The sequence below is a fragment of the Gillisia xinjiangensis genome (assembly GCF_046298265.1).
Classification (GTDB): Bacteria; Bacteroidota; Bacteroidia; order Flavobacteriales; family Flavobacteriaceae; genus Gillisia; species Gillisia xinjiangensis.
Genome location: NZ_JBKAHK010000003.1, coordinates 56,607 through 71,444, shown reverse-complemented (window position 1 = coordinate 71,444; position 14,838 = coordinate 56,607). Strand labels below are relative to the sequence as shown.

Sequence of the window (14,838 nt, the reverse complement as noted above, 5' to 3'; positions counted from 1 at the left end):
AAAACAATGAAATAGTATGAAAAGGAAGCTAACATTAAAGCATATAGCCAGTGAGTTGGATGTCTCAATATCTACTGTATCGAAGGCCTTGAGGGATAGCATTGAAATTAGTGAGGATACGCGTGAAAAAATCAAGGCCTTCGCCAAATTATATAACTACAAGCCCAATAATATTGCATTAAGTCTTAAGAACCGAAAGTCAAAAACCATTGGGGTTATCATTCCTGAGATCGTTCATCATTTTTTTACTACCGTGATAAGTGGTATAGAGCAGGTTGCAAATGAAAAGGGCTACCATGTAATTATATGTATGTCCAATAATTCCTTTGATAAGGAAGTGATAAACATGGAATTGCTGGCAAACGGAAGTACCGATGGATTTATAATCTCTGTGGCAAAGGAAACCCAACTAAAACAGGATTATCATCATCTTACGGAAGTAATAGAACAAGGAATGCCCCTGGTGATGTTTGACCGGGTGATCGATGAGATTGAATGCGATAAAGTGGTAATAGATGACGTAATAGGAGCAAAGAAAGCAGTCGATAAGCTAATTGCAATAGGTTGTAAAAAAATTGGATTGATCACAACTGTAGATTATGTTAGTGTTGGGAAGCTGCGTACAGAGGGTTATTTCCAGGCGTTAACAGAAAAAGGGATGGAAGTAGATGAAAGCCTGATCCTTAAAATTGATGATTTTGACTTAAGCGAACCGGAGATAAAGAACTTTTTAAAAAATAAGGATTTAGATGGGGTGTTTGCTGTTAACGAGCATTTCGCTATTTATGCCATCAAGGCCTTCCAGGAAAAAGGACTAAGCGTTCCTGAGGATGTTGCGGTAATTGGCTTTACCGATGGGGAATTGTCTAAACGCTTTATCCCGAGTTTGACTACAGTTAGTCAGCATGGAGCTGAAATGGGTGCCCAATCTGCCCGCTTATTGATTAAAAAACTGGAAAGTGAAGACTCTGATGAGGAGGCGTATGAAACGATAATTATTGAAACAGGATTGGTAGAACGAAACTCTACCAAAAAAGATTTTGCTTTGAGCTTTTGAAAAAAAGTATATCTTTGCTCCTTTGAAAGAATAGTCAGAACCCATATTTTCACTTCCGTTAATATGTTTTGACGAGTCATAGTGCTTGTCGTAGTCTTAATTTAACCTTACGATATGCAAAAACGCACCCTTAGTTTTTGGGAGATCTGGAACATGAGTTTCGGATTCCTGGGTATTCAATTTGGTTTTGCCCTGCAAAACGCCAACACCTCCAGAATTTTTGAAACTTTAGGAGCAAATGTTGAAGATATCCCTATTTTGTGGATCGCCGCTCCTGTTACCGGGTTGGTAGTCCAGCCTATTATAGGATATTTTAGCGACAGGACCTGGAACAGGCTGGGCAGGCGAAGGCCTTATTTTTTGATAGGTGCCATTTTATCTTCTATTGCATTGTTTATCATGCCAAATTCCCCCACCTTATGGGTAGCAGCAGGAACCTTATGGATCATGGATGCCTCCATCAATATTTCTATGGAACCTTTTCGTGCCTTTGTAGGTGATAATCTCCCCGAACGCCAGCGAACCCTTGGTTTTTCCATGCAAAGTTTCTTTATTGGAATTGGAGCGGTGGTTGGATCTGCCCTTCCATGGGTTTTCACCAATTGGATAGGGCTTAGTAATACCGCCCCTGAAGGAGTTATCCCCGATTCAGTAAAATGGTCATTTTATGTGGGTGGTGTAGTATTCTTTCTGGCGGTGCTGTGGACCGTTATAAAGTCTAAAGAATATTCTCCGGCAGAACTTGCAGCCTTCGAGAAAAGAAGACTGGAGATAAGCCCTGCAAAGGTGGATGCATTGGATAAAATTAAAAATATCCGAACGCAACTTCTTTCCGGGGTGATCATGACGCTAACCGGTGCTGTAATGTCTGCAGTTATTTATTTTAATGATCTTACTAAGGAACTGTACATACTTTTTATAGGCCTGATATTTATAGGCCTGCTTTTTATGATCGTTTCCCAGTTACGTTCAAAAGATATCCGAAACGGGTTTACCATTATAATAACCGACATGCTCAATATGCCGGGCACAATGAAACAACTCGCCTGGGTTCAATTCTTTTCCTGGTTTGCCTTGTTCTCTATGTGGATCTATACCACACAAGCCGTTACAGGACACGTATTTGGGACCAGGGATACCACTTCAATATTATACAACGATGCTGCCGACTGGGTAACCATCATGTTTGGTGTTTATAACGGGGTTGCAGCCGCGGTAGCTTTTTTATTGCCTGTGCTGGCAAGAAGGACAAGTAATAAATTCACCCATATGCTGGCCCTTGTAGCTGGTGGATTGGGGTTGCTTTCCATCTATTTTGTATCCGATAAAATAGGGCTTACCATGGCCATGATAGGAGTAGGAATTGCCTGGGCAAGTATTTTGTCTATACCTTATGCGATGCTTTCAGGATCATTACCTTCTGCGAAAATGGGGTATTATATGGGGGTTTTTAACTTTTTTATAGTGATCCCGCAAATTGTTGCAGCAACAATTTTAGGATTTTTAGTAAAGGAATATTTTAATAATGAACCAATATATGCCCTTGTCATAGGTGGTTTTGCGTTTATTATTGCAGGACTTTTAACCCTTAGGGTGAATACTCAACGAAAAATAGATATTAGTGAACAAAAATAAAGGTGTAATTTTCGATCTGGACGGTGTAATTGTAGATACCGCCAAATTTCATTTTCTTGCATGGCAGAAACTGGCCAATGATCTTGGATTTGATATTACCGAAGCTCAAAATGAACAATTGAAAGGGGTTAGTAGGGTGAGCTCCCTGGAGAAGATCCTGGAATGGGGTAATATGAAGTTATCCCAGGATCAATTTATGGAACAAATGGCGATGAAAAACGACAATTATCTCACCTATATCTGTTCCATGACAAAAAAGGATATTTTACCAGGAGTGGGTACCATAATCGATTATCTTTCAGAAAACAGGATCCCTTTTGCACTGGGATCGGCAAGTAAAAATGCCAGGGCCATTTTAGAGAAAACCGATTTAATTCAGCGTTTTAACGCTGTTGTAGATGGAAATGATGTAAGCAAGGCAAAACCTAATCCTGAAGTGTTTTTGATCGCAGCAGAGAAAATCAATATTCCATCTGAAAACTGTATCGTATTTGAAGATTCAGTTGCAGGAGTTCAGGCGGCAAATATGGCCAAAATGACCAGTATTGGGATTGGTCAAAAATCGAATTTACACGAAGCGCATTACGTTTTCAAAGATTTTACCGAAATTGATAAAGATTTTATTTTAAAACTATTAAATAACTGATATGAACCAAGATTATATAATACCAAATAAATGGTCCATCATTGAAGAAGGATTTGAAAAAGGACGTGTAAAATCTTCCGAAAGCTTATTTAGCATCGGGAATGGAGCCATGGGCCAAAGAGCCAATTTTGAAGAGCACTACAGCGGCCCCTCTTTTCAGGGAAGTTATATTGCCGGCGTTTATTATCCCGATAAAACCAGAGTGGGTTGGTGGAAAAACGGTTATCCGGAGCATTTCGCAAAAGTTTTGAATGCCCCCAACTGGATTGGAATAAATGTTTTCGTGAATGAGGAAGCACTGGACCTAAATACCTGTCAGAAAGTTTCAGGTTTCCGAAGGGAACTGAATATGAAGGAAGGCTGGTATCAGCGAAGTTTTATCGCACTTCTTCAAAACGGAATAAAAATAAAGGTGGAATCTACCCGGTTTTTATCCCTGGATCTTGATGAACTTGGTGCGATTAATTATAAAGTCGAGTTGATTTCGGGAGCGGCAAAAATCACTTTCAAACCCTATATAGATAGTGGAATTACCAATACAGATGCGAATTGGGATGAAAAATTCTGGAAAATTCTGGAGGTTCAGGCTGAAGATGAGCAGGGATTCATCATTTCCAAAACCTTAAAAACAGAATTCCATGCCTGTACCTACATGCAATCTGAATTGAAGCTGAATGATGAAAAGGTGTCTGGAGATTTTCAGAAGGAAACAACAGAAGATAAAGTGATTTTCACCTATTCTGCCAATGCTGAAGAAGGCGATGTAGTGAGCCTTAGGAAATTTGCGGGCTATGTTACAGATATGAACCATAATCAGTCAGAGCTTATTTCTGCAACTAAGGCAGTGCTGAAAAAGGCCGCTGAAACCGGTTTTACAAAATTGTTGGAAAATCAAAAAGATGCCTGGGCTAAGATCTGGGAAATGGCAGATATTACCATAGATGGGGATATAAAGGCACAACAGGGTATACGTTTTAATATTTTTCAGCTCAATCAAACCTATTCCGGGAAAGATGAGCGGCTTAATATTGGGCCAAAAGGCTTTACCGGCGAAAAATACGGTGGAAGTACTTATTGGGATACCGAAGCCTATTGCATCCCGTTTTATATGGCGACAAAAGATCAACAGGTTGCACGGAATTTATTGACCTACCGGTACAATCATTTGGAGAAAGCCATTGAAAATGCTGAAAAACTCGGGTTTTCAAACGGAGCGGCACTTTATCCTATGGTTACCATGAATGGGGAAGAAAGCCATAATGAATGGGAGATCACTTTTGAGGAGATCCACAGGAATGGAGCTATGGTATTCGCGATTTACAACTACGTGCGTTATACCGGTGATTTTGATTATATCCCTGAAAAAGGGCTGGAAGTAATGATCGCTATCGCCAAATTTTGGCATCAGCGGGCAAACTTCAGCAAAGACAAAAATAAATACGTGATCCTTGGGGTTACTGGCCCTAATGAGTATGAAAACAATGTTAACAACAACTGGTACACAAATTACATCGCGAAATGGTGTATTGAGTATTGTTTGGAGATGATAGAAAAGGTTAAGGATGGCCATAAAGAGGATTATGACAGGATTATAGGCTTAACCAGGATTAACGATGAAGAACTTATTGAATGGAGAGAAGTTGCAGAGGGCATGCATTTCCCTTATTCTGAAGAACACGGTGTTTTTCTTCAGCAGGATGGATTTTTGGACAAGGAGATCATTCCCGTTGATCAATTAGACAGAATGAATCGTCCTATCAACCAGCAATGGAGCTGGGACAGGATCTTAAGATCCTGTTATATCAAACAGGCCGATGTTTTACAGGGCATGTATTTCTTTGAAGATCAATTCAGCAAAGAAACTTTGGAGAAACATTTCGATTTTTATGAACCATTGACCGTGCACGAATCTTCACTTTCTCCTTGTGTTCATAGTATTCAGGCGGCAAAACTCGATAGGATGGATCAGGCTTATGAGTTTTATGTGAGAACAGCAAGACTGGATCTGGACGATTATAATAATGAGGTTAAGGAAGGCTGCCATATTACAAGTATGGCAGGTACGTGGATAAGCATTGTTGAAGGTTTTGGGGGAATGCGTATTGTTGATGATCAACTTTCATTTCATCCAAGAATTCCCGATGGATGGCAGGCCTATTCTTTTAAGGTGAACTTTAGGAACCAAATCGTTAAGGTGGAAGTGAATTCAGGAAAAACAACTTTTAAAGTAGAAGGAGATCAATCGGTTTTTATTCTTGTAAAAGGACAACAAATTGAAGTTAATCCTGATGAATCGGTTTCGGTATAAACTTAGATTATAAAATATCCTCTCTTTTCAGGGAGGATTTTTTTTACTTTTTTTTCTGAAAAACAGTAACATTTTTAAAATGAACCAACAATGAAGAAGTCCTTATTTATCCTTTTATTCTTCTTATTCTACGGAAGTATTTCAATGTATTCTCAAATTGACCGGGTAGAACCGCCGTATTGGTGGAGCGGGATGCAGGCTGAAGAATTGGAACTGATGTTCTACGGAAAAAAAATTGCAACTTATGAACCTTCCATAGCACAGGGAGTAGTTTTAAGCAAAATAACCAGAACCGAAAATCCGAATTATATTTTTGTGATGTTGGATCTAAAAGGTCTGAAAGCAGGAATCTTTAAGATCGATTTTAATAAAGACGGAAAAACTGCCTTCAGTAAAAATTATGAGCTCAGGGAACGAAATAAGGATTCAAATTTAAAGGAAGGTTTCAACAGTTCGGACGTTATTTATTTAATTACCCCAGATCGTTTTGCAAATGGATCTATTTCAAATGATGTTGTAAAAACAATGAATGAAAAAACCCTTGACAGAAAGGATGATTATGGACGGCATGGTGGAGATATCAAGGGAATTACAAATAATTTGGAGTATATAGACCAAATGGGATTTACTGCTATTTGGCCATCCCCGGTGTTGACCAATGATATGAAAGAGAGTTCCTATCACGGATATGCAATGACCGATTTTTACCAGGTAGATCCACGGTTTGGTACTTTGGAGGATTATATTGAATTGGCTCAAACTGCAAAAAATAAAGGAATTAAACTGATCATGGACCAGGTTGCAAACCATATTGGAAGTGAACATTGGTGGATAAAGGATTTACCGGCCAATAACTGGATCAATTATCAGGACGAATTTTTAAAAAATAACATTGTTGTCACAAATCACAGAAGAACGACAAATCAGGATTTGTACGCATCTGTAAAAGACAAAAATTTAATGCGTGAAGGCTGGTTTGTTTCTTCCATGCCCGATTTAAACCAGAATAATCCGTTGCTGGCAAAGTACCTCATCCAAAATAGTATTTGGTGGATAGAAACCCTGGATCTTGGCGGGATTAGACAAGATACCTATCCCTATCCGGACAAGCAGTTCATGTCCAATTGGGCCGGAGCAATAATGGAGGAATATCCAAATTTCAGTATAGTTGGGGAAGAATGGAGCACCAATCCGTTATTGGTTGGTTACTGGCAGCAAGGCTCAAATAACAAAGATGGATATGAATCTAATTTGACCTCTACCATGGATTTCCCAATGCAAAAAGCAATTGTGGAAGCATTGACTGAAGAGGAAAGCTGGGATAATGGTTTTGTGAAAATGTATGAAGGTTTGGCAAATGATTTTTATTATCCCAGTCCGGAGAACATTATGATATTTCCAGACAATCATGATATGGACCGAATTTTCACCCAATTAAACGAAGATTTGGAACTGACCAAAATGGCGCTGGGTTACATGCTTGCGTTGCCAAGAATTCCGCAGTTGTATTATGGAACCGAAATTTTGATGGAAAACACGGCCAAACCCGGGGATCATGGATTAATAAGAACCGATTTTCCCGGTGGCTGGAAGAATGATGAGGTAAATGCGTTTACGGGAACTGACTTAGCTAATGATCAGGAGGATATGCAATCATTTCTGAAAAAAATGCTGAATTACCGTAAGAACAGCGAAGCAATACATTCAGGAAAAACAATTCATTTCGCCCCTGAAAATGGGGTTTATACCCTTTTCAGAATAAAAAATGATGAAACTGTAAGCGTTATTATGAATAAAAATGAGGAACCGATCTCGCTGGACTTAAACCGGTTTGAGGAGGTTGGTTTGCTGGGAAAACAAGTGAAGAACATCCTAACCGACGAATCTTTTATTTTTGAAAATAACCTTGAAATAACTTCAAAAGGGATTCTCCTGCTTACAACGAAAAAGTAGTGATTTAAGGCTAAAAAGAAACTATAAATACCAATCCAAATAACTTCATGAAATTATTAAAATTAATTTTCGTTTTTTTTATTGCAGGAAGTTCATTTCTAAATGCACAAAACCCGGACAGGATTTATGAGGGTTATGAAGTTTTAGAAAATTCGGTTAAAGTTGCTGTAGCCAAAGGAACTTATATTTTTCAGCCTTATACTTCTGAAATTATGGAAACCAACTTTATTCCAGAAGGTAAAACCAGGGATACGGTTTCCCATGCGGTTATCCTTATTCCTGAAAAAGTCCTTTTCACGGTTTCTGAAGACAAGGCTTCGGTGAAAATAGATTCTGAAGGCATCGATGTTCTGATCACTAAAAAGCCTTTTCATATTCAGTATTTTTTTAATGAAGAACCGGTTATTTCTGAAAAAACAGGATATTTCAAGGATGAAACCCACGAAAAAATAGAATTCAATCTGGAAGAAGAGGAAGTTCTTTTTGGGGGAGGCGCAAGAGCCTTGGGGATGAATAGAAGGGGAAACAGGTTGGAATTGTATAACCGTGCCCATTATGGATATGAGGAACGGTCGGAATTATTAAATTTCAGCCTATCAATCGTTTTATCTTCGAATAAGTATATGCTGCATTTTGATAATGCACCAATAGGATTTTTGGACCTGGACAGCAGGGAGGATAACTCCCTTACTTATGAGACCATTAGCGGGAGAAAAACCTACCAGCTCATAGTAGGAGAAACCTGGGAGAAAATCCTTGACAATTATACCTTGTTAACCGGCAGACAACCTTTGCCCCCGCGATGGACCTTTGGGAATTTTTCCAGCAGGTTTGGATATCATTCTCAGAAAGAGGTGAAGGAGACTATTGAAAAGTTTAAAAATGACAGTATTCCCGTGGATGCCGTGATCCTTGATCTATTCTGGTTTGGACATGAAATCCAGGGAACTATGGGGAGTCTGGAGTTTGTTCGGGATTCATTTCCGGAGCCGAAGAAAATGATCGAAGATTTAAAGCAGCAGGGAGTTAAAACTATTTTAGTGACAGAACCTTTTATTTTGACTACTTCAAAAAAATGGGAGGAAGCTGTAGCCGAAGAGGTTCTTGCAACCGATAAAGCAGGAAAACCCTTTATTTATGATTTTTATTTTGGAAACACCGGCCTGATCGATATTTTTAAACCAAAGGCGCAAACCTGGTTCTGGAATATATACAAGGATCTCACAGAAATGGGCGTTGCCGGTTGGTGGGGCGATCTTGGAGAACCTGAAGTGCATCCTTCTGCCTTACAACATGTTTCGGGTTCTGCAGATGAGGTCCATAATATTTACGGACATTATTGGGCAAAATTGCTGTACGATGGCTACAGCACCGATTTGTCCAATCAGCGGCCATTTATCTTAATGCGTGCCGGGGCAGCCGGATCTCAACGTTTCGGATTGATTCCCTGGTCCGGGGATGTGAACAGAAGTTGGGGCGGCTTAAAAGCCCAGCCGGAAATTTCGCTTCAAATGGGATTGCAGGGCCTTGCGTATATGCATTCAGATCTTGGTGGATTTGCCGGAGATCTGGAAGATGATGAACTATATAATCGTTGGCTTCAGTACGGAGTTTTTCAACCTGTTTTTCGCCCGCATGCACAGGAAGAAGTACCTTCAGAACCGGTTTTTAAAAACGCTGAAACCAAAGCTCTGGCCAAAACAGCAATCGAATTAAGATACAAATTGCTGCCCTATAATTATACGCTTGCCTTTGAAAACAGTCATACCGGAAATCCTCTAATGCGACCTTTGTTTTTTGAGGAACCTGAAAATATGGAGTTATACGAAATAGCCGATACCTATTTATGGGGAAATGACTTTTTGATCGCCCCCGTAATGTCCGACAGTTTAACCGAAAAGGAGATCTATTTTCCCGGTGAGGGGAATTGGTTTGATTTCTACTCAAATAAAAAATACAGCGGTGGCAGCACTGCTCTTGTTTCAATCCAGGAAGATCATATTCCAACTTTTGTGAGGGGCGGGGCATTCATTCCAATGGCAAAACCTATGCAAACAACTGCAAATTATGATCCGTCTACAATGGATGTGCATTACTACTTCGATGAAAACACCAAAAACAGTCAGGGTATGCTTTATCAGGATGATGGGCATACTCCAGATTCTTATAATAAGGGCATGTATGAAATAGTAAGGATGGAAAGTGTTTATGATGGAGCGGCCCTCAACCTGAAAATTAAAAAAGAAAAAGGAGGAGAACATTTTGATTCAGAAATCGAACTCGTAAGAATACATATTGAAAACCTTCAAAAACCAATAAAGTTCGTTTGGCTTAACGGAATAAAATATACCGCAAAAAATTATATGCACCGTGGAAAGCTTGATATTCCTGTTCATTTTTATCAGGATATCACCACCATAAAAATTGAATTCGATTAACTGAAATCTTCTCTGAAGAATAAAAATAAATCTAAAATTTTATATTTATGAACCGAATTAAATATGGGCTTTTATTCCTGGCAATTTCACTTTTAATCGCTTGTAAAGACGAAGCTAAACCTATAGAAAAACAACCTATGGCTGCATCTGAAGCAAAGAAAAAAGAAGTCGTCTACCAGGTATTCACACGTTTATTCGGGAATACCAATTCCACGAATAAGCCCTGGGGCAGCATTGAAGAAAATGGTGTTGGAAAGTTTAAGGATTTCACAAACAAAGCCCTGCAGGAAATTAAAGATCTGGGAGTTACCTATATTTGGTACACCGGAGTTCCACAACATGCTACCATTACAGATTATACCGAATATGGCATTTCTCTTGACGATCCAGATGTGGTGAAAGGCCGTGCCGGTTCGCCTTATGCGGTTAAGGATTACTATAATGTGAACCCGGATCTGGCTGAAAATCCCGAAAAACGTTTAGAGGAATTTGAAGCTCTCATAGCCCGGACTCACGAGGCAGGACTAAAAGTGCTTATCGATATCGTTCCAAATCACGTCGCCCGAAATTATGAGGGACTAACAAACCCTGATGGCGTTACAGATTTTGGTGCCGAAGATGATAAAATGCTTACCTATACCGTAAATAATAATTTTTATTATAATCCGGGAGAAGCATTTCAGGTTCCGCAATGGAAAGATGGATACCAACCCCTGGGTGGTGAAAACCATCCGTTGGCCGATGGGAAATTTGATGAAAACCCTGCAAAATGGACCGGGAACGGATCCCGTTTAGCCCAGCCGGATATGAACGACTGGTATGAAACGGTAAAGATCAATTACGGAGTAGATCCCGATGGAAATTATGATTTTGACGAACTGCCCGCAGGTTTTGAAAACAAAGATTATAAAGCCCATTTCGAATTTTGGAAAGGTAAAACTGTTCCCGATTCCTGGGTGAAATTCAAGGATATCGTTTTGTATTGGGTCGATAAAGGGGTGGACGGATTCCGGTTTGATATGGCAGAAATGGTTCCAGTGGAGTTTTGGAGTTATATGAATTCGGCTATAAAAACAAAAAATCAGGAAGCTTTTTTGTTAGCGGAAGTTTATCAGCCTCATTTATACCGGGATTACATCAGAAAAGGAAAAATGGATTACCTGTATGACAAAGTCCAGTTATACGATACCATTAAAAATATCATGCAGGGCTACGGGAAAACAGATCATATACCAGCAATTCAGGAAGATCTAAAAGATATTGAGCAGCATATGCTGCATTTTCTGGAAAATCATGACGAGCAACGCATTGCAAGTCCGGAATTTGCCGGAAGTGCAGAAAAAGGGAAACCGGCTATGGTAGTTTCAGCCACTATAAGTTCTTCCCCAACCCTGGTTTATTTTGGACAGGAATTGGGAGAACCCGGAGCCGTAGATGCCGGGTATGGAAAGCCATCCCGTACCTCTATTTTTGATTATATTGGAGTGCCCACCTATCAGCGTTGGGTGAACGAAAAGAAATTTGACGGCGGACAATCTACAGAAGCGGAAAAGTCCCTTCGCGATTTCTACAAAAGACTACTGAATTTCACTATAAACAGTACCGCACTTGTTGGGAATTATAAGGATATCCATACCTACAACAGGGAAAATACCGAAAATTATAATAGCAAAGTATTGTCTTTCGCACGTTGGAGCGAAGATGAAAAACTGATAATCATTTCAAATTTTGATGCTGGAAAATCCTATGAATTTAATTTGAAGATCCCGGAAGAGATCATCAAATCCTGGAATTTAGATGATGGATTTTATTCCCTGACAGATATGCTTTATGGCACCTACAAAACAGAAATTAAAGTTGAAAATAATCTTGGAAGCATTCAAATTAAATTGGGCCCATTAGAATCATTCATTTTAAAGTTAAACTAAATCCATATATGAAAAAAATAATAGCATTAAGCTTTTTATCAATTGCACTAAGTTGCAATCCCGGAGCAAAAAAAGATAAAGATCAGGTCGCCGATGTTTCCACATCTCAAAACAAATCCCCATTCTTTTGGGAAGCAGCCAATATTTATTTTTTACTTACAGACAGGTTTAACAATGCGGATCCTTCAAACGATGTTAATTTTGACAGGACCATGGAAACCGGGGAACTGCGTGGGTTTGAAGGAGGCGATTTAAAAGGAATCACCCAAAAAATCAATGAAGGTTATTTTACAAATTTGGGGATCAATGCCATTTGGATGACACCGGTTGTGGAGCAAATTCATGATGCCACAAATGAAGGAACCGGGAATACCTATGGATATCACGGATACTGGACCAAAGACTGGACAGCGATCGATCCCAATTTTGGAACAAAAGAGGATTTGAAAGAACTGGTTAATGCTGCACATAAAAATGGCATAAGGATCTTATTGGATGCAGTGATCAATCATACAGGACCAGTGACTGAGAAGGATCCTGTTTGGCCGGATGAGTGGGTGCGTAACGATACTCCTTGTACCTATCAGGATTACGAAACTACCGTGACCTGTACACTTGTAGAAAATTTACCAGACATAAGAACTGAAAGTAATGAGGCGGTAGAATTGCCTCCACAACTCGTGGAAAAGTGGAAAGCAGAGGGAAGATATGAACAGGAAATTGCAGAGCTGGACGAATTTTTTGAGCATACCGGCCATCCGCGGGCGCCAAGGTTCTACATAATGAAATGGTTAACCGATTATATTACCGAATTCGGAATAGACGGTTACAGGGTAGATACGGTAAAACACACAGAAGCTTATGTATGGCAGGAATTTAAAGAAATAGCCGATTATGCTTTTGCTGAATTTAAAAAGAATAACCCTGAAAAGGTGTTGGACGATAATGACTTTTATTTGGTGGGGGAAGTGTATAACTACGGGATTAGCAACGCTAAGGATTTTGATTTTGGAGATAAAAAAGTCAATTATTTTGATGCTGCTTTCACGAGTCTTATAAATTTTGAATTAAAGTATGACGCTGGGGAACTCGACCATGAAACCTTGTTTAAAAAGTATGATAAAATATTGAGCACAGATCTTGACGGATATGGTTCTGTAAATTACCTAACCTCTCATGATGACGGACAACCCTTTGATAAGGAGCGTGAAAAGCCAATGGAAACCGCAACCATACTTTTGCTAAATCCTGGGACTTCGCAGGTGTATTATGGAGATGAATCTGCCCGTTCTTTAATAATTGAAGGAACAGTAGGCGATGCTACTTTGAGATCCTTTATGAACTGGGAGCAAATAGATTTCAGTGCCTCTACAAAAGAAGTTTTAAGCCATTGGCAAAAACTGGGTCAGTTTAGAAGGGATCACCCTGCCGTTGGAGCAGGAACCCATCAAATGATTAGTGAACAGCCTTATTATTTTAAAAGAAGTTTTGAAAAAGATGATTATTCGGATACGGTCATTATAGGGATTGGCGTCTCAAAAGGAGAAAAAGTTATAGAAGTGTCACAAACTTTTGAAAACGGAGAAATGGTTCACGACGCATATTCCGGTATTTCAGCGGAAGTAATAGACGGAAAGGTTTTAATAGCTTCAAAATTTGAAATCGTTTTGCTGGAGAAAAAGTAATTTTTACAGAAAAATCATGAATTTTAAATTATTCAGGTGCGAATTTCAATAAATACGGAATTCAAATTGTAAATAATTAAATAAACGCCTCTTAAACAGGGCGTTTTTTATGAGTTATCAACCGAAAACGTTTGAGTGTGAACTCAAATTAGGTTTTAAGCTTAAAATCAAATATTTTTACAGTAATGCAATCAGAAATAAAAAGAATAGGGGTTTTAACCTCAGGAGGAGATGCCCCGGGAATGAATGCTGCTATAAGAGCAGTAGTTAGGTGTTGTACATTTCAGAATATAGAATGTGTAGGAATTTACCGTGGGTATCAGGGTTTGATAGAAAATGACTTTGAAGAATTGAACGCCCGCTCTGTTAGAAACGTTATTAGCAGAGGAGGAACATTTCTTAAATCGGCTCGATCCAAAGAATTCATGACCAAGGAAGGACGTGAAAAAGCATATGTCAATCTCAAAAATGCGGATATCGATGCCTTGGTTGTAATTGGAGGAGATGGTACTTTTACAGGAGGCTTAATTTTTGAGAATGAGTTTGACTTTCCGGTAATAGGGATCCCTGCAACTATAGATAATGACATTAGCGGAACAGATTTCACTATAGGATATGATACCGCATTGAATACGGTGGTGGAAGCGATCGATAAAATAAGGGACACAGCCAGTTCTCACAACAGGTTATTTCTTGTTGAAGTAATGGGAAGGGATGCCGGAGATATCGCCTTAAACAGCGGTATAGGTGCTGGTGCTGAAGAGATTTTGATCCCGGAAGAAAATATGGGTGTAGACCGCCTGCTGGAATCCCTTAAAAGGAGCCGCAAATCCGGTAAAACATCCAGTATTATCGTTGTGGCTGAAGGCGATAAAAGCGGAAAAAACATTTTTGAACTTGCCGAGATCATCGAAGAAAACCTGGGCGATTATGAAATCAGGGTTTCTGTACTTGGGCATATTCAAAGAGGAGGTTCCCCCAGTTGTTATGACAGGGTCCTTGCCAGTAAATTGGGAGTTGGGGCAGTAGATGCTTTGCTTCGCGGAGAACGCAATATCATGGTAGGCATACATCATCAACAGGTGGTGTCGGTTCCATTGGAAATTGCGATCAAAGGGGAGGCGAAGTTTGATAAAAATTTGCGGAGGGTGGCAGACATCACTTCGGTTTAAAAACTTTAAATACAAA

At 39.4% G+C, this 14,838-nt stretch carries 9 protein-coding genes; all 9 read left to right on the top strand.

Annotated features, from left to right (window positions below):
* Positions 1-16 precede the first annotated feature (16 nt).
* Positions 17-1,057, top strand: a complete 1,041-nt coding sequence (locus ACKGJN_RS05485; protein ID WP_409538443.1) for a LacI family DNA-binding transcriptional regulator — start codon at positions 17-19, stop codon at positions 1,055-1,057.
* A 114-nt stretch (positions 1,058-1,171) separates the two neighbouring features.
* A complete protein-coding gene (locus ACKGJN_RS05480) occupies positions 1,172-2,692 on the top strand; it encodes an MFS transporter (protein WP_409538442.1) in 1,521 nt (506 codons plus the stop codon).
* Complete coding sequence (gene pgmB / locus ACKGJN_RS05475; RefSeq protein ID WP_409538441.1) at positions 2,679-3,338, top strand: beta-phosphoglucomutase; 660 nt, start codon at positions 2,679-2,681, stop codon at positions 3,336-3,338. Before ACKGJN_RS05480 ends, pgmB begins: the two co-directional genes overlap by 14 nt.
* A 1-nt stretch (position 3,339) precedes the next feature.
* Positions 3,340-5,646, top strand: coding sequence for a glycoside hydrolase family 65 protein (locus ACKGJN_RS05470; protein ID WP_409538440.1), 2,307 nt, complete (start codon positions 3,340-3,342; stop codon positions 5,644-5,646).
* 90 nt (positions 5,647-5,736) lie between these two features.
* Positions 5,737-7,599: a glycoside hydrolase family 13 protein gene (locus tag ACKGJN_RS05465; RefSeq protein WP_409538439.1), complete on the top strand. Its 1,863-nt coding sequence runs from the start codon at positions 5,737-5,739 to the stop codon at positions 7,597-7,599.
* Positions 7,600-7,646: 47 nt separating this feature from the next.
* Complete coding sequence (locus tag ACKGJN_RS05460; protein ID WP_409538438.1) at positions 7,647-10,037, top strand: glycoside hydrolase family 31 protein; 2,391 nt, start codon at positions 7,647-7,649, stop codon at positions 10,035-10,037.
* Between the two features lie 47 nt (positions 10,038-10,084).
* The gene (locus tag ACKGJN_RS05455; protein WP_409538437.1) at positions 10,085-11,965 is read left to right on the top strand and encodes an alpha-amylase family glycosyl hydrolase; all 1,881 of its coding nucleotides are present in this window, start codon (positions 10,085-10,087) and stop codon (positions 11,963-11,965) included.
* An 8-nt stretch (positions 11,966-11,973) separates the two neighbouring features.
* Entirely contained in the window at positions 11,974-13,650 is a 1,677-nt protein-coding gene (locus tag ACKGJN_RS05450) for an alpha-amylase family glycosyl hydrolase (RefSeq protein ID WP_409538436.1), read from the top strand.
* Positions 13,651-13,835: 185 nt separating this feature from the next.
* Positions 13,836-14,822 carry a 6-phosphofructokinase gene (gene pfkA / locus ACKGJN_RS05445; protein WP_409538435.1) on the top strand — a complete coding sequence of 329 codons (987 nt, stop codon included), beginning with the start codon at positions 13,836-13,838 and terminating at the stop codon, positions 14,820-14,822.
* Positions 14,823-14,838: the final 16 nt, after the last annotated feature.